Annotated in this window: 14 protein-coding genes and 1 pseudogene; 12 read left to right on the forward strand and 3 right to left on the reverse strand. The window is 50.7% G+C overall.

The window, feature by feature from the left end:
* Nucleotides 1-587 precede the first annotated feature (587 nt).
* The 10 genes from edd (at nt 588) to MO867_RS06010 (ending at nt 16370) form a co-directional block, all read left to right on the forward strand.
* On the forward strand, nt 588-2405 hold the full coding sequence (gene edd / locus MO867_RS05965) for a phosphogluconate dehydratase (protein WP_252465327.1): 1818 nt from the start codon (nt 588-590) through the stop codon (nt 2403-2405).
* Between the two features lie 53 nt (nt 2406-2458).
* Nucleotides 2459-3919, forward strand: a complete 1461-nt coding sequence (zwf, locus tag MO867_RS05970; protein ID WP_252465328.1) for a glucose-6-phosphate dehydrogenase — start codon at nt 2459-2461, stop codon at nt 3917-3919.
* Between the two features lie 69 nt (nt 3920-3988).
* Complete coding sequence (gene pgl / locus MO867_RS05975; protein ID WP_252465330.1) at nt 3989-4699, forward strand: 6-phosphogluconolactonase; 711 nt, start codon at nt 3989-3991, stop codon at nt 4697-4699.
* A gap of 21 nt (nt 4700-4720) precedes the next feature.
* Nucleotides 4721-5347, forward strand: a complete 627-nt coding sequence (eda, locus tag MO867_RS05980) for a bifunctional 4-hydroxy-2-oxoglutarate aldolase/2-dehydro-3-deoxy-phosphogluconate aldolase (protein ID WP_252465331.1) — start codon at nt 4721-4723, stop codon at nt 5345-5347.
* Between the two features lie 74 nt (nt 5348-5421).
* Nucleotides 5422-6456 (forward strand): type I glyceraldehyde-3-phosphate dehydrogenase, encoded by a 1035-nt coding sequence (gap, locus tag MO867_RS05985; protein ID WP_252465332.1) that lies wholly within the window; start codon nt 5422-5424, stop codon nt 6454-6456.
* Nucleotides 6457-6576: 120 nt separating this feature from the next.
* The gene (gene pyk, locus MO867_RS05990; protein WP_252465333.1) at nt 6577-8013 is read left to right on the forward strand and encodes a pyruvate kinase; all 1437 of its coding nucleotides are present in this window, start codon (nt 6577-6579) and stop codon (nt 8011-8013) included.
* A 984-nt stretch (nt 8014-8997) separates the two neighbouring features.
* A complete protein-coding gene (locus MO867_RS05995; RefSeq protein ID WP_252465334.1) occupies nt 8998-13992 on the forward strand; it encodes an RHS repeat-associated core domain-containing protein in 4995 nt (1664 codons plus the stop codon).
* 2 nt (nt 13993-13994) lie between these two features.
* A complete protein-coding gene (locus MO867_RS06000; protein ID WP_252465335.1) occupies nt 13995-14426 on the forward strand; it encodes a hypothetical protein in 432 nt (143 codons plus the stop codon).
* A gap of 187 nt (nt 14427-14613) precedes the next feature.
* Nucleotides 14614-15888 carry an RHS repeat-associated core domain-containing protein gene (locus tag MO867_RS06005; RefSeq protein ID WP_252465336.1) on the forward strand — a complete coding sequence of 425 codons (1275 nt, stop codon included), beginning with the start codon at nt 14614-14616 and terminating at the stop codon, nt 15886-15888.
* 11 nt (nt 15889-15899) lie between these two features.
* Complete coding sequence (locus MO867_RS06010) at nt 15900-16370, forward strand: DUF6985 domain-containing protein (protein ID WP_252465337.1); 471 nt, start codon at nt 15900-15902, stop codon at nt 16368-16370.
* Between the two features lie 1051 nt (nt 16371-17421).
* On the opposite strand, the gene csrA is transcribed toward MO867_RS06010, so the two are convergent.
* Nucleotides 17422-17622 (reverse strand): carbon storage regulator CsrA, encoded by a 201-nt coding sequence (gene csrA / locus MO867_RS06015; RefSeq protein WP_252465338.1) that lies wholly within the window; start codon nt 17620-17622, stop codon nt 17422-17424.
* A 570-nt stretch (nt 17623-18192) separates the two neighbouring features.
* Nucleotides 18193-18429, reverse strand: a complete 237-nt coding sequence (locus tag MO867_RS06020; protein WP_252465339.1) for a hypothetical protein — start codon at nt 18427-18429, stop codon at nt 18193-18195.
* A gap of 270 nt (nt 18430-18699) precedes the next feature.
* Between MO867_RS06020 and MO867_RS24430 the strand changes: the two are divergent.
* Together MO867_RS24430 and MO867_RS06030 are read left to right on the forward strand one after the other, a co-directional pair.
* Nucleotides 18700-18819 (forward strand): annotated as a pseudogene (locus MO867_RS24430) (hypothetical protein); the annotation flags it as partial.
* Nucleotides 18820-18888: 69 nt separating this feature from the next.
* Nucleotides 18889-19785 carry an RHS repeat domain-containing protein gene (locus tag MO867_RS06030; protein ID WP_252465341.1) on the forward strand — a complete coding sequence of 299 codons (897 nt, stop codon included), beginning with the start codon at nt 18889-18891 and terminating at the stop codon, nt 19783-19785.
* Here MO867_RS06030 and MO867_RS24330 read toward each other — a convergent pair.
* The gene (locus MO867_RS24330) at nt 19778-20110 is read right to left on the reverse strand and encodes a hypothetical protein (RefSeq protein WP_444875277.1); all 333 of its coding nucleotides are present in this window, start codon (nt 20108-20110) and stop codon (nt 19778-19780) included. The genes MO867_RS06030 and MO867_RS24330 overlap by 8 nt on opposite strands.
* Nucleotides 20111-20385 lie beyond the last annotated feature (275 nt).

Below are 20385 nucleotides of genomic sequence, written 5' to 3' on the forward strand. Positions count from 1 at the left end.
ACCCGGTCTCTAATTTAGCCTCATTAAGATGTTTTTTACGTCAATCCCCCTCGTAACTTTTGGTTATTTGGTGGGCATGCGTAATAGGTGTGGGGTAGCGCTTGAATTTTTTTGTAGTTTTACTACATAATGCGCTCCAATAAGATGGCGTGGCTACAAGGCTGGGGTGTTGCTCGAGTCGGGCGCCTGGAACCTCTACTACCTCTGAGGGGAGGAGGTTCTAGTATCGAATGATCACTAATATTTAGCGCCATATGGGCAGAGCGGCGTATGGACACGGACGTTTTGTTCAGTAACAAAGTTCTATGTGCGCCTCAAAAGGCAGCGCCTGAAAGAATTTTTCTGTTTCCTGTAGGGATATTTAATCCACAGACCGGGTAATGGCGGAACACTATTCCTTTGATTTCAGATTTTTCGCTGGGCATTAGGGCACTGGCGGCACTACAACCAAAGGGTTGCAGTGGTAGCTATCTGGCCGGGGAGCAGGCACAGGGAAAGACAATCGCAAGTGGCTGGTGCCACTGAAATGTGACCCTGGCGGTTTTTGTTTGTACCAACCGCCTCAACAAAGTTAATACGGAATAGTCATGGTTCACAGCAAGGTTCAGGCCGTTACTGAGCGCATCAAGCGGCGCAGTGAAGAAACCCGCGCAGCGTACTTGGCGCAGGTTGAGAGAGCACACATTGAAGGCCGGGCCACCACCCACCTATCCTGTGGAAATTTGGCCCATGCGGTTGCGGCCTCACCGGAGAGTGACAAGCAGTTGATCGCTTCAGGTCGGGGGCCGAACCTGGGCATCGTCAATGCCTACAATGACATGCTCTCTGCCCATCAGCCTTACGGTGCTTACCCCGCGAAGTTAAAGGAAGCGGCGGCACGGAATGGCGCAACGGCCCAGGTAGCAGGCGGTGTGCCGGCTATGTGCGATGGGGTTACCCAGGGCCGTGCGGGCATGGAGTTGAGCCTTTTCTCACGCGATGTGATCGCGATGTCCACAGCGATTGCCTTATCCCACGATGTTTTTGAGGGTGCCATGTTCCTGGGCATCTGCGACAAGATTGTCCCTGGGTTGGTTATTGGTGCTCTGTCTTTTGGGCACCTTCCCTCTATTTTTGTCCCCGCAGGACCGATGCCCACCGGGCTGTCCAATGCGGAAAAAGTGCGCATTCGCCAGCTCTATGCTGAAGGTAAAGTGGGGCGTAGTGAATTACTGGAGGCTGAAAGTGCCTCCTACCATAGTGCGGGAACCTGCACTTTCTATGGCACTGCCAACAGCAACCAAATGTTGGTGGAAATTATGGGGCTGCAATTACCGGGCAGCTCTTTTGTCAATCCGGGCACCGAATTGCGCGAAGCCTTAAACGAGGCAGCGGTAGCACAGCTGGTAAAAATTACTGAGCCCAGCTGCCATACCTCGGTGGCAAAAATTCTTACCGAAAAAGCCTTCGTCAATGGTGTCGTAGGGCTGCTCTCCACGGGTGGTTCCACTAACCATACCCTGCACCTGATTGCGATGGCGCGAGCAGCAGGTATTCAATTGACCTGGCAAGACATGGCTGATCTCTCCGAAGTCGTGCCGTTACTGTGTCATGTGTATCCCAACGGTACTGCTGATATTAACCACTTCGCCGCTGCAGGCGGGATGCAGTTCCTGATGCGTGAGCTGCGCTCTGCGAGGCTCTTGCACGACGATGTACACACGGTGCTGGGCGACTCCGGTCTCGACCCCTACTGCCAGGACCCCTTCCTGAAAGAGGATGGTGCAGGCGTGGTATGGAAGCCGACACCCGAAGAGAGCGGCGATACATCGGTAATTCGCCCCGCCAGTGATCCTTTCTCCGGCCATGGCGGCCTGCAGTTGCTCGAGGGAAACCTGGGTCGCAGCGTTATTAAAGTCTCTGCGGTTAAATCTGAACACCTTAAGGTGAAAGCGCCCGCCATTGTTCTGCATAACCAGGATGATTTGTTAAAACGCTTCAAAGCGGGTGAATTGGAGCGGGACTTTGTTGCCGTTGTGAGATTCCAGGGCCCGCGCGCCAATGGTATGCCGGAACTGCACAAGCTCACGCCGACACTCGGGGTGTTGCAGGATCGCGGTTTTAAAGTAGCACTGGTGACCGACGGCCGCATGTCTGGTGCTTCCGGCAAGGTGCCTGCCGCAATTCACATGTCACCGGAAGCGCTAGAAGGTGGTGCGATAGCCAAGGTACACGAAGGAGACATGATCGAGCTCGACTCCGAAGCTGGAGTCCTGCAAGTCATGGTGGATGAGGCTGAATTTAATGCGCGCGAGCCCGCCCAATGTGACCTGACAGAAAGCGCCCGAGGCACCGGGCGTGAACTCTTTGCCAATATGCGCGCGATTGCCAGTGGTGCAGAGAGTGGTGCCAGTATTCTCTATTAATGACTACGGAGCCAAAAAGGCGCCGGGACAAGAACGATCTCAGAGCAATTTTTATGATTAACCCTTTTGATATGGTGTTATTTGGTGGAGGCGGAGACCTTGCTTTACGCAAGCTGTTACCCGCTCTTTACCGTGCATTTAGAGAGGGCAGCCTGGCCGAAGGTTGTCGAATTCTTCCGGTAAGCCGCCGTCAATCAGATGTTGATCAATATATCGAAGCGGCTCACCGTGCACTGCAAAAGTATCTCGGTGACGGCGAGTATTGCGCTTCCAGCTGGAAGGGGTTTAGTCAGTTACTCCGCCCAGTTGCACTAGATATTGCCGTACCGGATGCCCAATGGGAACACCTGTCGGATATTCTCGGTTCAGATTCACAGCGAGTGCGGATTTTCTACCTAGCCATTCCGCCAGCGGTATTTGGTCCTTGCTGTGAAAACTTGTCGATTAAAGGCCTGATCACCGAAAACTCGCGGGTTGTTGTCGAAAAACCGCTAGGCTATAACGCCCAAACTTCTGATGAAATTAACAGCAAAATTGCCAGTTATTTCCCCGAAGACAGTATTTTTCGCATCGATCATTACCTGGGGAAGGAAACTGTCCAAAATCTCCTTGCATTGCGTTTTAGTAATGTACTGTTTGAGCATCTTTGGGATGCAAAAACCATTGATCATATTCAGATCAGTATTTCAGAAACGGTTGGACTTGAAGGGCGTGCCGGCTTTTATGATGAGACAGGCGCAATGCGGGATATGGTTCAAAACCATTTACTGCAATTACTTTGCCTGATTGCCATGGAATCCCCCAACAGCATGTCGGCCAAAAATATCCGTGCCGAAAAGATTAAAGTACTGGAAGCGTTACGTCCTCTTACGGGTGCTTTGGTCGATGAAAATGTAGTGCGTGGCCAATATGTGGCCGGAGAAATTAATGGGGGTGATGTCCCCGGTTATCTGGATGAACTAGATGGTGGTACCAGCTCTACAGAAACCTTCGTGGCAATCCGCGCGCACATAGATAGCTGGCGTTGGGCCGGTGTGCCGTTTTACCTGCGTACCGGCAAACGAATGGAAAAACGCTGTGCTGAAATTGTGGTGCAGTATAAAAATGTTTCCCACCATGTTTATGATGAAACCGCCGGCAATATTACCCCCAACCGTTTAGTGATCCGCCTGCAGCCAGAGGAAAGTATCAAGCTTGTGCTGATGGCGAAAAAAATGGATAGCCTCACGACAGAGCTGCAGCCAGCTGAATTGAATTTAACCTTATCGGACACCTACGATAGCTTCCGTAGCGATGCCTACAAACGCCTTATGTTGGACGCCGCAGCGAACAACTCTGCGCTATTTATTCACCGCGATGAAGTGGCAGCAGCTTGGGCTTGGGTCGACCCGATAATTGAACATTGGCGTGAAACCAACAATCAACCGCAGCCTTATCCTGCGGGCAGCTGGGGTCCTGAAGAGGCAGATAGTCTGCTGTCGCGCAGCGATCGCCACTGGTTCAATGCCAAATAAAACCGGGGAAAAATTTCACGGTAGCGAATCTACTGTGTGAGTTCCCAACAGAAATAAATGGAATAATCCATGGCAGAAGAAAAATTTTTTCAAGATCGCGAGCGTTTGGTGCAGGCCCTGGTTCACGACTGCGCTTGTGAACTTCAAAAAGGTATTAAAGAAAGCGGTAATGCCAGTTTTCTGGTATCGGGTGGCAGCTCGCCAGAACCGGTTTATCGCGAGTTATCCAAACGGCCCTTGCCCTGGTCAAAAATTACCGCAGCACTGGTTGATGAACGCTGGGTAGAAAAATCGGAGAGTGGCAGCAACGCAGCCTTTATTGAAAAGTCCCTGTTGCAAAACTACGCCGGCGAAGCTGCTTTTCTAGGTATGAAAAACTCACACGCAACGGCTGCGGAAGGTGAGCAGGAGTGTGAACGGTCCTACGCCGAACTACAGAGACCATTTGATGTGTGCCTGTTGGGTATGGGCGGAGACGGTCATACCGCTTCATTATTTCCCCATGCGCAGGGGTTAGAGGATGCACTCAATCCTGAATCAGATAAATTGTGTAGCGCAATTATTGCTAATCAAAGCGAAGTAACGGGCTCTAATACCGAGCGTATGACGTTAACTTTGAGTGCAATTTTACAAGCGCGCAATATCAAGTTGTTGATCACTGGCGAAGAAAAACTGAAAGTTTATCGTGAGGCACTGCTCGGCAGCGACGAAATGGAAATGCCGGTGCGCAGCATTCTCAAACAGGGGCTAAAACCAGTCACTGTTTATTGGGCGCCTTAACGAACGAGTTGGAATTAACTGATGCAGAAAAATATCGCCGAAATTTTGCAGATTGCTGGCGTTGTCCCAGTGCTGGTTGTAGACAAAGTTGAAGATGCACTTCCGCTGGCGAGTGCATTACTTGAGGGCGGCCTAACGGTGCTGGAAGTAACCCTGCGTACTGAGGCGGCCCTGGGAGTTGTAGAGCAAATTGCAAAGCACCTGCCAGAAGTTCATGTGGGTACCGGCACGGTATTAAATGGTGATGATCTGCGTCGTTCTATCGATGCCGGCGCCAGTTTTATGGTGAGCCCTGGCGCGACGGATCGCTTACTGGATGCGGCCGAAAACAGCGAAGTACCTCTGTTGCCCGGTGCCGCCAGTGTTTCCGAAGTGATGCGTTTGTACGAGCGGGGCTACCGTTATCAGAAGTTTTTCCCCGCGCAAGCGGCCGGGGGTGTACCCATGCTGAAGTCTATCGGTGGCCCACTGCAAGATGTTCGTTTCTGTCCTACCGGAGGCGTTGGGCCAGTGAATGCACCGGAATTTCTGGCGCTGACCAACGTTGTTTGTGTGGGCGGCTCTTGGATGGCGAGCAATGCGTTGGTTAGCGAGAAGAACTGGGCTGAAGTTACTCGCCTGGCAAAACAAGCTGCGGCACTGAAATAACACATGTTTGGTAAAGCGCACTCGCAGATGGGTGCTACATGGAAACCAGAAGCATATACAAAGGGTAAAGCGAGATGAAAATTAAAATTGCCATCAATGGTTACGGCCGGATTGGTCGCAACGTCACCCGAGCCATCTACGAGTCCGGTTACAGTGATCGTGTTCAATTGGTCGCAATTAATGACCTCGCCCCGGTAGCTTCTAATGCCCACCTGACCCGGTTCGATACTATTCATGGTCGGTTTGGTACTGACGTCAAAGTCGATGGAGATGCGTTGGTGATTGGTGGAGACCGCGTTCAAGTTTGCCAAGAGCGCGATCCGGCTAAACTACCTTGGAAGCAATTGGAGGTAGACTTGGTATTGGAGTGTACCGGTCGATTCACTGACCACACTTCTGCTTCTTCGCATATCGAAGCTGGCGCTGCCGCAGTATTGATTTCAGCGCCATCCAAAGATGCGGATCTCACGGTTGTTTACGGTGTGAATGACAGTAATCTCACGGGTGACCACCGTGTAGTTTCCAATGCATCGTGTACCACGAACTGCCTGGCACCGGTAGCGCAAGCGCTGCACCGTGAGCTGGGTATTGAGCGTGGTTTTATGACTACCGTACACGCTTATACTAATGATCAAAATACACAGGACGCCGTACATGCCGACATCTATCGGGCGCGTGCGGCGGCGGACAATATGATCCCCACCAAAACCGGTGCCGCAGCTGCTGTCGGCCTGGTATTACCAGAATTGAAAGGGCGCCTTGATGGAATGGCGGTCCGCGTGCCGGTGAGCAATGTTTCCCTGGTGGACTGCCAGTTTATTGCCGATCGTGAAACCACTGTTGAAGAGGTGAATCGCATCATGCAGGAAGCGGCACAAGCGAGTGGTGGTGTGTTGACTTATTGTGATCAGCCACTGGTATCGGTTGACTTTAATCACACTAGCGCATCCAGCCATTTCGATGCCAATCACACCCGCGTCAATGGTAATCTGGTGAAGGTAATGGCCTGGTACGACAATGAGTGGGGTTTCTCCCACCGCATGCTGGATACCAGCCTGGCCATGGCTGAGGCACTTCAGGTCAGTCAGCCTGTTGCAGCGTCTGCCTGACCCCTTCACCGTTAATTCGTTACGAGTAATTGAACTACCAGGGGCCATTAAGCGGACATGAAATCCCTGTTTGATAGTTCCCTAAAATACCTTCTTAAATCTACTAGCTGACGGGATCTTATGATTCGCCATACCAAAATCGTAGCAACTCTGGGCCCCGGCACGGACAAGCCTCGCGTAATTGAAGAAATGGTGCGCGCTGGCGTTAATATTGTACGTCTGAATTTTTCTCACGGGTCGGCAGAGGACCACCGCCATCGCGTGACTGAGGTGCGCAACGCCGCTGAGGCACAGGGAAAAACGGTCGCAGTATTGGGCGATCTGCAAGGGCCAAAAATTCGTATTGCACGTTTTTCCAAGGGCAGTGTACTGCTAGAAAACAATGATGAATTTACCCTAGACCTGGATTGCCCGGCGGATGGTGGGGATGAGCACCGTGTTAGTGTGGATTACCCTAGCCTGATCAGAGATTGCGAGTCCGGTAATATTCTTCTGCTTGATGATGGCAAGATTCGCATGGAGGTCACTGGTACCACCCCAAGTAAGCTGTACTGTCGTGTGTTACAGGGCGGTAAGCTGTCGAACAACAAAGGTATTAACCTGCTGGGAGGGGGATTGTCTGCTCCGGCACTTACAGAGAAAGACTACCGGGATATCAAGCTGGCAGCAGAGCTTGAGGTCGACTTTCTCGCGGTCAGCTTTCCCCGTTGTGCGGAGGATCTTGAGACCGCTCGTAAGGCAATGGAAGAGGCCGGTAGTCAGGCAGCGATCGTTGCCAAGATTGAGCGTGCGGAAGCGGTTGCCGACGATGAGCAAATGGATAGTCTGATACAGGCATCCGACGCCATTATGGTTGCGCGCGGAGACCTGGGAGTAGAAATTGGTGATCCGGCACTGGTGGGAGTTCAGAAAAAGTTGATCAATCGTGCTAACGCGTTGAATCGCGGTGTGATCACGGCGACTCAAATGATGGAGTCTATGATTGTTAGCCCAACGCCGACCCGAGCAGAAGTGATGGATGTCGCCAATGCGGTGCTCGATGGCACCGACGCAGTAATGCTGTCGGCGGAAACGGCAGCGGGGGATTACCCGGTCGCTGCTGTTGAATCCATGAGTGAAGTGATTATCGGAGCTGAGCAGTATTTAGGCAGTGTGCCTTACACAGCTGACGACCATGCCTCCTCACCGCTGGTCGATACAGTAATTGCTCAAGCTGCTATTGAAGTGGCGACCAGAGTGGAAAACCTCTGTGCGGTGGCAGCACTGACGGAGTCCGGGCGTACTCCGAGAATGATGTCCCGTGCAAATACCCGTTTGCCGATCTATGCACTTACCCGACACCCACGTATCGCACGCCAGTTGGTATTACTTCGCGGAGTTGAGCCAGTGAGCTTTGACCCGGCCTCGGTGCCGTTGGGACATCTGACCGAGGCTGTCATCGAAGTCTTAAACTCGCGGATTGATCTGCAAAAAGGTCAGCGTGTGCTTATTACTCAGGGGGAGCGTCTCAATGTCGGTGGACATACTAACTCTATGCGGATCAAAGAGATCGAGTAGAGTTTTACCGCGAGAGCCCACCGCGTACCAGCAGGCTATTGAATGAGGCCTTCGTTGGCTTTTTTAATCCGGGTTTGTGGCGTATGCCGGCAACCCCTCGCCGACCAGTCAAGCACTTACGGGCCTGACTGGAGGCCCGAACATCCCTGTTTGGGCTATTATGTATATTTTTTGGTCTGTAACCTTGCTTGGGCTTTACCGTCTTGATGCCCCAGTATTCCTCCGCCCCTGCCTCCGCACAAGGGTTTTAAATTGTGATTGATGTCACAGTTTTATGCTTAACCATTTTTTTAGCTACTTTGCTTTTCCCAATAAATTATTTTTATTGATGCCAGTTTGTTGATTTTCCTCTCACGTCACCGCAGTGAATTTTGGCATTGATTGCACAATAATTGTCCTGCTTGGGGGGTGGAAAAATAGCCTATTTTTATGAATGCGTACCGACTGGGATTTGAAATTAGAAAAATATTTGCCAGCAAACCGAAATATTTTTCATTATGATAGCTTTCCACGTTTTTTATTGCCCCATCCTTTTTTGTTTAACATTTCCTGCCTATCGTCATTTTCAGATTTGCGGTAACCTCGTCAAATAGATCTCAATCCTGTGTTTTATCTGGCGCCATAAGAGATTTTCGGTGCTCCTGAGAGAAGATGGAACCCAGGATCTAGTCATTATTATTCTGCTAGCAAGGCCGCCTTTAAACTTGTTTATTTCAGTAGCGAACCAACTATTTGGAGCGCCTCTATTAGAACAGTAATGGGGAGGGCTGTTGTCAGCGGTATCGTCTCAATGACAAATGGGGTCAATGTGGAACTCCTGTTATTGCAAAGGGATTCCTGTAAACAGAGAGTGAATTACGAAGAAAGTCGATTTGCTCAAACAGTATAAAAATACTCTAGGGAATCTCTGAGCCCCCAAACTGATCGGGGTTGAATCAGGTATTCGTTAGATCTGGATAGACGTGAGCGTTTGAAGGAATATCCATGCAGCTACGTATTGAGAACAAGCAAGGCATCGAGTATGTGGCGAGAGTTGGCTGGGTATACCAGATGGGTATTCCCATGCAAGTCGATGCCAGCCACTTGCTCTCGATGTTTAAAGATGCCGTTATTCAGGAGATTTACGAGCACTTTTTTAGCTTGGGAGGCAGCTCTTGTAATGTGCTCAGCACCAGTATTCAGTCCACTGTCTCAGGGGCTATTTTTCTGGGGCCACTCTCTGAACCCCCAGGACATCTGTCTTTGTATGAGCGGGAAATCTACCGGGCTTTAGTTCAGAATCGCCTGATTATCGAAGAAGCCCCTGTCGCGGCTGCAGCAATTGCCGATAAGCAGTCTGACTTGATCGCCAAGATCCGTATGGGTTTGCAACAAATTATCGCCCAGGAACGCGCTGAGGCAGCACAGATCCAGCAGCGCCACGAACAGCGCTCCACGCTGGAAAAGGTGGGTGCCTATATCGATCGTGGCGCCACCGGTCTGGGCAATGCCGCCTGGGGCTTGGCGGTATGGAGTAAAGATGTACTGGAAGTAGCGCAACTGCTGAATCCTATACGCCAGTCCCATCGGTTGGGTACGGCGACCACCGACTATTTTCTGCATGATAAGAGCTTTGCCGAGTCCGGCGAAGAGTATTTATCTGTAGTACAAAAGGAAGTAGTTGATGTTCTCGGTTTCGACCCCTCAAAAATCACCAAACAGCAACTAGAACTCGCCGTTGAAGTCACCCAGCTGGTCTACGATGAGCCGGCCCTGCGCGATAGTATCTACCGATTCGCCCAGGATTATGTCAAAGCTCAGCACAGTCTGGAGCTTACGGAAATGGCCGGCGGCGGTGCCTTTGAAGTAATTCTTACGATTGTGTTGGCGGCAGTGACCGGTGGTGCTGGCGCAGTGATTTCTCTGGCTAAAAATGCACGTCTGTTGAAGGCTTTCCGGGGTATTGGCGATCTAATGCTGGATTTTGCCAAGCTCAAAAAACAACGCAAGTTACTGGCTAAAAAACAGGGGGGCAATGCCAAAGGCAATAGTTTCTCTGATCTCAGTTCCTCAGAAGCGGCGGCACCCTCAGCTTTCAGTGGAGCTTCGTCGAGCAGTTCCAGCTCGGGTGGGGGCTCGAACTCTAGTAGTAACAGTCAAAGCGGCAACAGTCAAAGTAGCAGCAGTGAAGCCAGCAGTGGCCAGAGCAGTCCAGCCAGTGGCAGTAGTAGTCCCAGTAAATCCAGCGAGCCGGACAAAACCAATAGCGATACCGGGGAAAACCAGAACGGCGATACCTCCCAGTGCAATGCTAACGCCTGTGAAGGCGGAGAGCCGATCAACTTAAAAACCGGTGAAGAGCGCCTTACCCTGGTGGATACGGTACTGGATGGCCCACTGCCATTAACTGTAGCGCGTACCTACCGCAGCAGTAACGCCACGGACTTTGGTCTGGGCCATGGCTGGACTCACACATTAAATGAACGCCTGGTATGGCGCCCGGGCAAACCGGTACAGTTCCACGATGCCGAAGGGCGGGTAATCAGCCTGCCGACACCGGGAGACAGCGGTCGCAGCCATAATGTGGTGGAGCAGTTAACACTCACTCGCGTCAATGATGAGCACTGGATTATTGCTCCCTACGGGGCCCCCAACGGAGTGCAAAAGCACTTCAAAGCTACTGGTGATAAAGGCGCGCTCAAGCTCGCCGAGATCCGCGACGGCTACGGCAACTACTACCTGTTCCACTATATCGACGAACGCCTGATCTGCATTGAAAGCAGTCTTGGCGAAGCCCTGCATATCAGCCCCCCAGAAGGGCAGGCCAGTAGCCATCGTATCGGTGAACTGAAAAAAGAAACCCGCGATGGCCGCATCAAAGTACTGGCCCAATACGAATACAGCGATGAAGGCGATCTGATCAAAGCCACCGATGCGGATGGATTCAGCGAGCAGTATGAATACCGCCAGCATGTTATTTCCAAGCGCACCCTGAAAACCGGCTACCGTTTCCACTTTGAATGGGACGCCGAAGGCCCCGCTGCCCGCTGTACGCGCCAATGGGGTGATCCCATCGGTGGCCAGGATACCTACAACTACCAGTTCGCCTGGGATGACGATGGCAAGGGCGTCACCGTTACTGATACCCGAGGCGGTCAGGAACGCTATCGCTTTAACGACCGCGCCCTGCCCATTTATCATCGCGACCCAGAAGGGGCGGAAACACTTTACAGCTACAACGACCTGGGCCAAGTCACCAAAGTGCAGCTGCCCAGCGATGATGGCCGCCTGCGCGAAGAAATTTATCACTACGACGAGCAGGGTCGCCTGAGCCAAAAGACCGATGCCAGCGGCAACAGCCACCGTATCGAATACAATAGCGAAGGCCTGCCCGCAAAAGTGACCGACCCTGCCGGCAACTCCTGGCAGCGCCGCTACAACAAAAATGGCCAGATCGTAGGTACCGAAGATCCGCTGGGTAATAGCACCCAGTACGGCTATAACCCCGTGGGCCTGATCGGCAGTGTCACCGACCCCCTAGGCAACACCACTCGCTATCTGTGGAACCCCGAAGGTAAACTTGCCGCGGTTAAAGATCCCCTGGGCCGCGCCCAGCACTATCGCTACGACGGCGCCCGCCGCCTGGCAGAGGTGCAACACGCCCCGGGCCAAATCACCCGCTATGAATACGACGCCCAGGATCGCATTCATGCAGTTACTACCCCAGACGGCGCCCGCACCCAATACAGCTACAACCCCCAAGGGCTGCTTGCCGAAGTTACCGACTCGGAAGGCCGCAGCACCTGTTATGCCTACGACGGCCTCAGTCAGGTAAAAACCCGCACCAACCCGGACGGCAGCCGCCTCGAATACCACTACGACGGCGAGCGCAATCTCATTGGCCTGACCAATGAAAATGGTGAGCGCTACCAGCTGAAATACGACCTGAACGAGCGCCTGATTGAAGAAGTCGGCTTTGATGGCCGCGTTACCCGCTACGCCTATAACCGTGCCGGCCATCTGGTCAGCTCCAGAGCGGTCACGGATACGGAGAGCGGCAAGGGTATAGACACCCTCTTTGAGCGTGACCCTTTCGGCAGGCTGCTGGAAGAAGTCACCCCGGATGGCATGACCAACTTCCGCTACAACCGCAGCGGACAGTTAACCGAAGCGGAAAATACTCACCGCAAACTGCGCTGGGAATACGATGCTAACGGCCGCGTAACGGCAGACTGGCAAGGCAAAGAAAAGCTCAGCCACCAATACGATGCCGCCGGCAATCGCACTGCCACCACCTTGCCCGATGGTGAAGTACTCAACTTCGCCTTCAACCCCGCCGGCCAATTCCAAAGCCTGCACCGCCGCCCAGTGGGCAGTGATACCGACCAGCTGATTACCCATATCAGCCACGATGAACAGGGTCGGGAAACTGAGCGCCAACACGGCAATGGGTTGGAAAGCCAAAGGGACTACGACCCCCAGGGCCGCCTACAAAAGCTACGCCTAGGGAAAATCGGTAGTCCAGTATCAGACCCTACTCAGGACTCAATCCCAATCCTGGAACGCGGCTACCAATACAACAAAGCTGGCCAGATCGCCAAAATTGAAGATAGCCTGCGCGGCACCCGCAGCTATCACTACGACGCCCTCGATCGCCTTACCCAGGTAGACGGCCCCAACCCCGAACATTTTGTGCACGACCCCGCACACAATATTCTTGCTGCCGCCAACTCAAAGGATGAAGCAAAACAGCAGGCCAGCACCACCGAAACCAAAGGCAACCGCCTCGCCTTCCGTGGCGATACCCACTACCGCTACGATATCCACGGCAATCGTATCGCCGAGCTGCGCGGAAAAGGGCAAAAGCTACAAACCCGCTACCACTACAACAGCCGCCAACAGTTGGTGCGGGTTGAAAAGCTTAAGGTGGAAGAAGGCGCAGAGCAGCTTCAGCAAGAGATTCACTACCAGTACGACCCACTGGGTCGCCGTATTGGTAAAGCGGCAAACAGTGAACAAACCGACTTCCTCTGGGATGGCGATGTCCTGCTCCGTGAAAATAAAGCGGATATCCACACCCAACAAGACCTGAATACCCGCACCTACTACTTCGAGCCGGGTACCTTTAAGCCGGTTGCGCTTAAAGAAGGCACACAAGAAAAAGAGCAGGTCTACCACTACCATCTGGATCACCTGGGAACGCCTGATACCCTTACCAACCAAGAGGGTGAAGTGGTCTGGAGTGTTGCCTATAAGAGCTATGGCAATATTGCCTTAGCCCATGAAAATCAGATAGAGCAACCGATCCGCTTCCAGGGACAGTACTTCGATGAAGAGACAGGGCTGCACTACAACCGGTTTAGGTACTATGATCCGCAAGTAGGGGAGTTTACTCAGCAGGATCCGATTGGGTTGTTGGGTGGGGTTAATAATTATCGATACGTTTTGAGCCCGGTTTCATGGGTTGATCCTTATGGGCTAACTAGTAAGGATTGCCCCCCAGTAAAACTACTCCCTCCTCCAAATGATCCAGGCGCGATGCTAAATTCGGATGGTGTCTCTGTGATCGTTGATGAAGCATCATATCTTGAGTATTTTGTTCAAAAAGACCCTGCTGGAAATCCATTATTTGATAAGGATGGTAGTTACTTAATGAGTAGGGAAGCAGCTTTGCCGCCTGGTAAATATGTGACATTCACCGAAGATATTGAGGGTATGAATATAGTTGAGGCCAGAAAAGCTACAGGAACATATTCTGTGCCAGGCCGAGAGGATTATAGGGCATATGAAGGGACTAACTATCGAATTGATATAGATTTCTCTGATAATAAGGATATTCTGCAGATTCCAGGGAAAGACCCTTCTTATTTGAATGATATTGGTGGTCCTAGGGCTGTCGGAGGTGCGCGACAGCGTACAACGAAAGATTGGGTGACTATAGGGGATAAGGTACAAGGAGTCACGCGACTTGATCCACCCGTAAGACCAACTCCGGAGTAGTTATGAATAATATTGTAAAAAACCTAAAGGATCTTTTAGAGGGCAATTACAAATATGTCAAAAACACAAAGCTTGAAGAGTTTAAGGAATACGATGACTTTAAAAAGAGGTTCGTAATTGTCTCAAGTACGAAAGCTATTCTGGAGGCATTTCATGAAGTCTATAAGAGTATTGATGAAAGGTTCTTGCCAGGTTTTTTCTGGCTTGCCTCTTCATACAATATCCACTTATATAAACTGTTACCGAGAGTACTTTCAGATAAATTATCTGAGGAGAAAAAAAAGAGGTATTTAGAGAGTTGCCTCAATAAGTTTGACATATGGCCTAAAAGTACATTTGCTTCATATTCTGATAAAGAAAGAGCCGAAATTTTAAACTATGCAAATAATCATGGAGTTGCTCTTACCGATCAAGCATTAAAGGTTTTGGCTTAAGAGAATTTCTCGAGATGATAGAGAGACTAGGGTGCTCAAAGAGATAAGGATAGTGGATTGTGGAGAATGTTCTTCTGGATAACCACAGTTTCAAAATAGATTCTGACTGTGTTGTCAGCACAATATTCATATGATTTCTAACTGATTTAGCATTTAGGAGTTGTGAAACGCCAATATCGATGATGGCTTGCGTAGAAACCGCAGCTACGACAATGACGTTCTGAATCGCCTCACCCAGGTTGATGGCCCCAACCCAGAATATTTTGTACACGACCCCGCACACAATATTCTGGCTGCCGCCAACTCAAAGGATGAAGCTAAACAGCAAGCCAGTGCTACAGAAATAAAAGGCAATCGCCTAGCCTTCCGTGGAGACACTCACTACCGCTACGATATCCACGGCAACCGCATTGCCGAGCTGCGTGGTAAAGGGCAGAAGCTTCAAACCCGCTACCACTACAACAGCCGCCAGCAGTTGGTGCGGGTTGAAAAGCTTAAGGTGGAAGAAGGGGTAGAGCAGCTTCAGCAAGAGATTCACTACCAATACGACCCACTGGGCCGCCGTATTGGTAAAGCGGCAAACAATGAAAAAACCGACTTCCTCTGGGATGGCGATGTCCTGCTGCGTGAAAAAAAGGCTGATATCCACACCCAACAGGATCTAAAAACTCGGACTTACTATTTCGAACCGGGTACGTTTAACCCCGTTGCGCTGAAAGAAGATGAGCAGTTTTATCACTACCATCTGGACCATCTGGACCATCTGGATCATCTGGGAACGCCTGATACCCTGACCAATCAGGAGGGTGAAGTAGTTTGGAGTGTTGCTTATAAGAGTTATGGCAATATCGCTTTAGCCCATGAGAATCAAATAGAGCAACCTATTCGTTTCCAGGGGCAGTACTTCGATGAAGAGACTGGACTACATTACAATCGGTTTAGGTACTATGATCCGCAGGTAGGAGAGTTTACTCAGCAGGATCCGATTGGGTTGTTGGGTGGGGTTAATAACTATCAGTATGCTCTAAATCCTATCCTATGGATTGATCCTTATGGGTTGAGTAATTTAAAAGGCGTTGACTTTACTGGATCATCAGATCTTTTTCCTATAGCAGAAGACGGGCAATCTAATATTGTTAAAATTCAGTTGCAGGGTAATCGTTATGGAGATTTTAAGCAGGCGAATATTGCTGGAGGTTTCGGGAAGACAGGAAAATCACATCCCGAAGGGTATACTTGGCATCATCTGGATGATTATGATCCCGTAACTAATACATCTACAATGCAGCTTGTCTCTCGCGATGCACATGAAGCAACGTATCCACATATGGGATCTGTTAAACAATTTCAGGATGCACATGGTGTTAAATATGAAACAAAAGAAGCGCGTGCTCTAGCTAAAGAGTTAAATGGTGCTGCTTTATCTGAAGTGACGACGTCTTGTAAAAAAGAAAAATTTTGAGGGTGAGTTAAATGTTTAATAAAAATCAGGTTGTAATTGATGATGATTTTTTGTGTCTGACATTGGATAATTTCTCTTATCTTGATTGGGCGGGCGAGCTGGAAATTGAATCTGAAAGGATAGATGGGAGTGATTCAGAATTTGATGGTTTCTTAGCGTCCTGTAATTTTTTTTTGGCGCATAAGGATGAAATAGAAAGTTTATTGGTGATAGTAGCATCTAACTACTATTTAAAAAATGTGCTCCCCAAAAAAGATCGGTATGAGGATGTTTTCGATATACGTCTTGATGAATTAGGTAAGTCTGAAGATATAAAAAAGCTTATAAGGTTGAAGAAGATTTATATTGATTTAGAAAAAAGAGAAGCCGAAAGTTTAGGTTTTTTATTTAACTGTAAATGGGACCCTGAGCACGGATTTGGTGTCAAGTTGATGAGTTTGACTGAGTGCGAAACTGGTGGTGCGGACGTTGCATTTAGCTGAATTTATAAGGAGCTTTCATTGGGCTGGCCATTTTCCAGAATGTCATCAGGCTGAGAGGTTAAAAAAGTAACAGGAGCATTCTTGGGTGCCCATAGATTTAGGGGTAAAAAATAGTTGGCTATTTTTCTCGCAGAGGTGCAGATTGGGACATCCATAGATTGGAGAGGGGCGCCAGCAATGAAGCTACCCCCCCCCTCTGGCGGCTCTTTCTTTTTGGCTTTGAGGTAAAGGAGCTGAAATGCTGGGAATTGCTAGTTGGATGCAGATTGGGACATCCATAGATTGGAGAGGGGCGCCAGCAATGAAGCTAACCTTCCCTCTGGCGGCTCTTTCTTTTTGGCTTAGAGCTAAAGAAACTGAAATTCTGGGAATTGCTAGTTAGGTTTTGGGAATCGCTGCTTTTGGATAAAAGGGCGGCAATCGTGCTAACGAGTACTTGAGGCAGGAGTAGATTAATAGGGCGCAGCTGAGAGTAGGCGCCGACAGTCGCTTATGCCGTGTACCCAGCATTTATTGAGTTGCGTACATGCTTGGTGTACCGCCTCTACAGACCCTACCAATCCTTTAAAGCGACTTTCAAAATTCCGGTTGAGATAGAGCCAGTGCTTGGGTGAGATGCCGAGCCGATTCAGAATAGGGGGTGTGTTTTCGGTAATATAGCCTCGTTTTCTGGGGTCTAAATGTCGGCCACTCCAGTCCACTAGCTCTAAATAGTGACCTAGCTGAAAAGGTAGCCCTTTTGGGGCAAGCCTGGACACCCACCAAATGGTGCCAAGCTCATCCCCCTTTCGTTGGCTAAACTGATTTGGTGGTTTTACCCGCCTCAAAAGGATGTTGGGATTATGCTTTTTTTTGGGGCGACTAGTATCTCAGATACCGCGTTATCCAATGAGAAAATAAAGTCAATCCAGCCTGAGTTAGAGCATGAAGCACACGACTGGTTTTAATAAGAAAAGCGCAGCCCCTCCTTTGCCTATTGACCGCCGCGCCAACTCGGTGAAGACCTATTGAACTGATAACAAGCGCCCTTCCTATTGGGGAAATTAATTTTTCAAAGATTTCCATTGTCCAGTTCCAGTTCCAGTTCCCGTTCATTTCGGATGCGCACATAAATTTCTTCACGGTGAACGGACAAAGATTTTGGGGCGTGAATCCCTATCTTCACCTGATTACCCTTAACCTCCAATACTGTGATTGAGACATTGGTTCCAATTCTTAGGTTTTCGCCGGTCCGGCGTTTCAAGATCAACATATTTATTTCCTACTGATACTCAAACCATGGATAGGTCTTCCGGGCAAGGAAGGCTTGGAATGTGATTTTCGAAGGAAATACGAGGAGGGGCACGAGAACGGTAGGCACAAAAGAAGAAAAGGCGGACGCAACGCTCCCAGAGCTTGGGGTATCGCTCCAAGCTACTGAATGTACTCCACTTTATTGAAGACGAACGGGTTTCTAGCGTATTATCCATATAGCCATTTTGATACTGTTCTTATCAATTTGGTTAGCTGGCCCCTGGTGTTACAGCACCTTGGGTCAGCGCCTTTTATTTACTCTTAGGTCACGCTGCCGTTCTCCTTTGGAGGGATGGACTGATTAATGAATTCTTGGGTTTCTTGAGTCTCTCTTGAGCTTATTTTACGGCATGGGCTCACAGAAGCTTACTCAATCACGCCCCATAATACTGATAAATATCTATCGATTTTACGCAGTTTTGACACTGAAAAAAACTTAATAAAATCCAATAAGATTATTTGTGCGCCTATATTACTATACGCATTCGTGTGCTCAGAAAAGCCTCAATTATCCATTTAAAAGTACCAGTTAAACTGGCGAGCTGATCCCAGCTATCCAACAATTCACACCCGCTAAAATAGCGGCTGCCGGATTATTACCCCCTACGGCGCCTCCAACGGAGTACAAAAACTCTTCAATGCCACCGGGGAAACCGGCGCGCTCAAACTCTCTGAAATTCGCGATGGCTACGGCAACTATTACCTGTTCCACTATATCGACGAACGCCTGATTTGTATCGAGAGCAGCCTTGGCGAAGCCCTGCATATCAGCCCGCCCGAGGGGCAAGCCAATAGCCTGCGTATTGGGGAGTTAAAGAAAGAAACTCGCGATGGCCGCATTAAAATACTGGCCCAGTACGAATACAGCGATGAAGGCGACCTGATAAAAGCCACCGATGCGGATGGATTCAGCGAGCAATATGAATATCACCAGCATGTTATTTCCAAGCGCACCCTGAAAACCGGTTACCGCTTTTACTTTGAATGGGATAAAGAAGGCCCCTCTGCCCGCTGCGTACGCCAATGGGGCGATTCCATCGACGGGCAGGCGACCTACAACTACGAATTCGCCTGGGATGAGGATGGCCACGGAGTTACCGTTACGGATACCCGGGGAGGCCAGGAACGCTACCGCTTTAACGATCGCGCCCTGCCGATTTACCACCGCGACCCCGAAGGGGCCGAGACCCTCTACAGCTACAACGACCTGGGCCAAGTCACCAAAGTGCAGCTGCCCAGCGATGATGGCCGCCTGCGCGAAGAAATTTATCACTACGACGAGCAGGGTCGCCTGAGCCAAAAGACCGATGCCAGCGGCAACAGCCACCGTATCGAATACAATCGCGAAGGCCTGCCCGTAAAAGTGACCGACCCTGCCGGCAACAGTTGGCAGCGCCGCTACAACAAAAATGGCCAGATCGTAGGTACCGAAGATCCTCTGGGTAATCGCACCCAGTACGGCTATAACCCCGTGGGCCTGATCGGCAGTGTCACCGACCCCCTGGGCAACGCCACCCGCTATCTGTGGAACCCCGAAGGTAAACTTGCCGCCGTTAAAGACCCCATGGGCCGCACCCAGCACTATCGCTACGATGGTGCCCGCCGCCTGGCAGAAGTGCAGCACGCCCCCGGCCAGATAACGCATTACGAATACGATACCCAGGATCGCATTCATGCAGTTACCACCCCAGACGGCGCCCGCACCCAATACAGCTACAACCCCCAAGGGCTGCTCGCCGAAGTTACCGACTCGGAAGGCCGCAGCACCTGTTATGCCTACGACGGCCTCAGCCAGGTAAAAACCCGCACCAACCCGGACGGCAGCCGCCTCGAATACCACTACGATGGCGAGCGTAACTTAATTGGCCTCACCAACGAAAATGGCGAGCGCTACCAGCTTAAATACGATCTTAACGAACGCCTGATTGAAGAAGTGGGCTTCGATGGCCGCGTGACTCGCTACGCCTATAACCGTGCCGGTCATCTGGTCAGCTCCAGAGCGGTCACGGATACGGATAGCGGCAAGGGAATCGACACCCTCTTCGAGCGCGACCCTTTCGGCCGCCTGCTGGAAGAAGTCACCCCGGAACTTCCGCTACAACCGCAGCGGTCAGCTAATTGAAGCGGAAAATACCCACCGCAAACTGCGCTGGGAATACGATGCCAATGGCCGCGTAACTGCGGATTGGCAGGGCAAAGATAAACTCACCCATAACTACGATGCTGCTGGCAACCGCATTGCCACGACTTTGCCTGATGGTGAAATACTCAACTTCGCCTTCAACCCCGCCGGCCAATTCCAAAGCCTGCACCGCCGCCCAGTGGGCAGCGATACCGACCAGCTGATCACCCGAATTGGCCACGATGAACTGGGTCGGGAAACTGAGCGCCAGCATGGCAACGGACTGGAAAGCCAAAGGGACTACGACCCCCAGGGCCGCCTGCAAAAGCTACGCCTAGGGAAAATCGGTAGTCCAGTATCAGATCCGACTCAGGACTCAAGCCCAATCCTGGAACGCGGCTACCAGTACAACAAAGCCGGCCAGATCGCCAAAATTTAAGATAGCCTGCGCGGCACCCACAGCTATCACTACGACGCCCTCGATCGCCTCACCCAGGTAGACGGCCCCAACCCCCAGGGCTGTCCCATATAAATCAGCTTAAATGGTGGCTGTAATTATCTTGTCTAAAGTTTCACTATCCCAGCCGGCTTTTTTCCGAA

The organism is Microbulbifer okhotskensis, assembly GCF_023895975.1.
Taxonomy (GTDB): Bacteria; Pseudomonadota; Gammaproteobacteria; order Pseudomonadales; family Cellvibrionaceae; genus Microbulbifer; species Microbulbifer okhotskensis.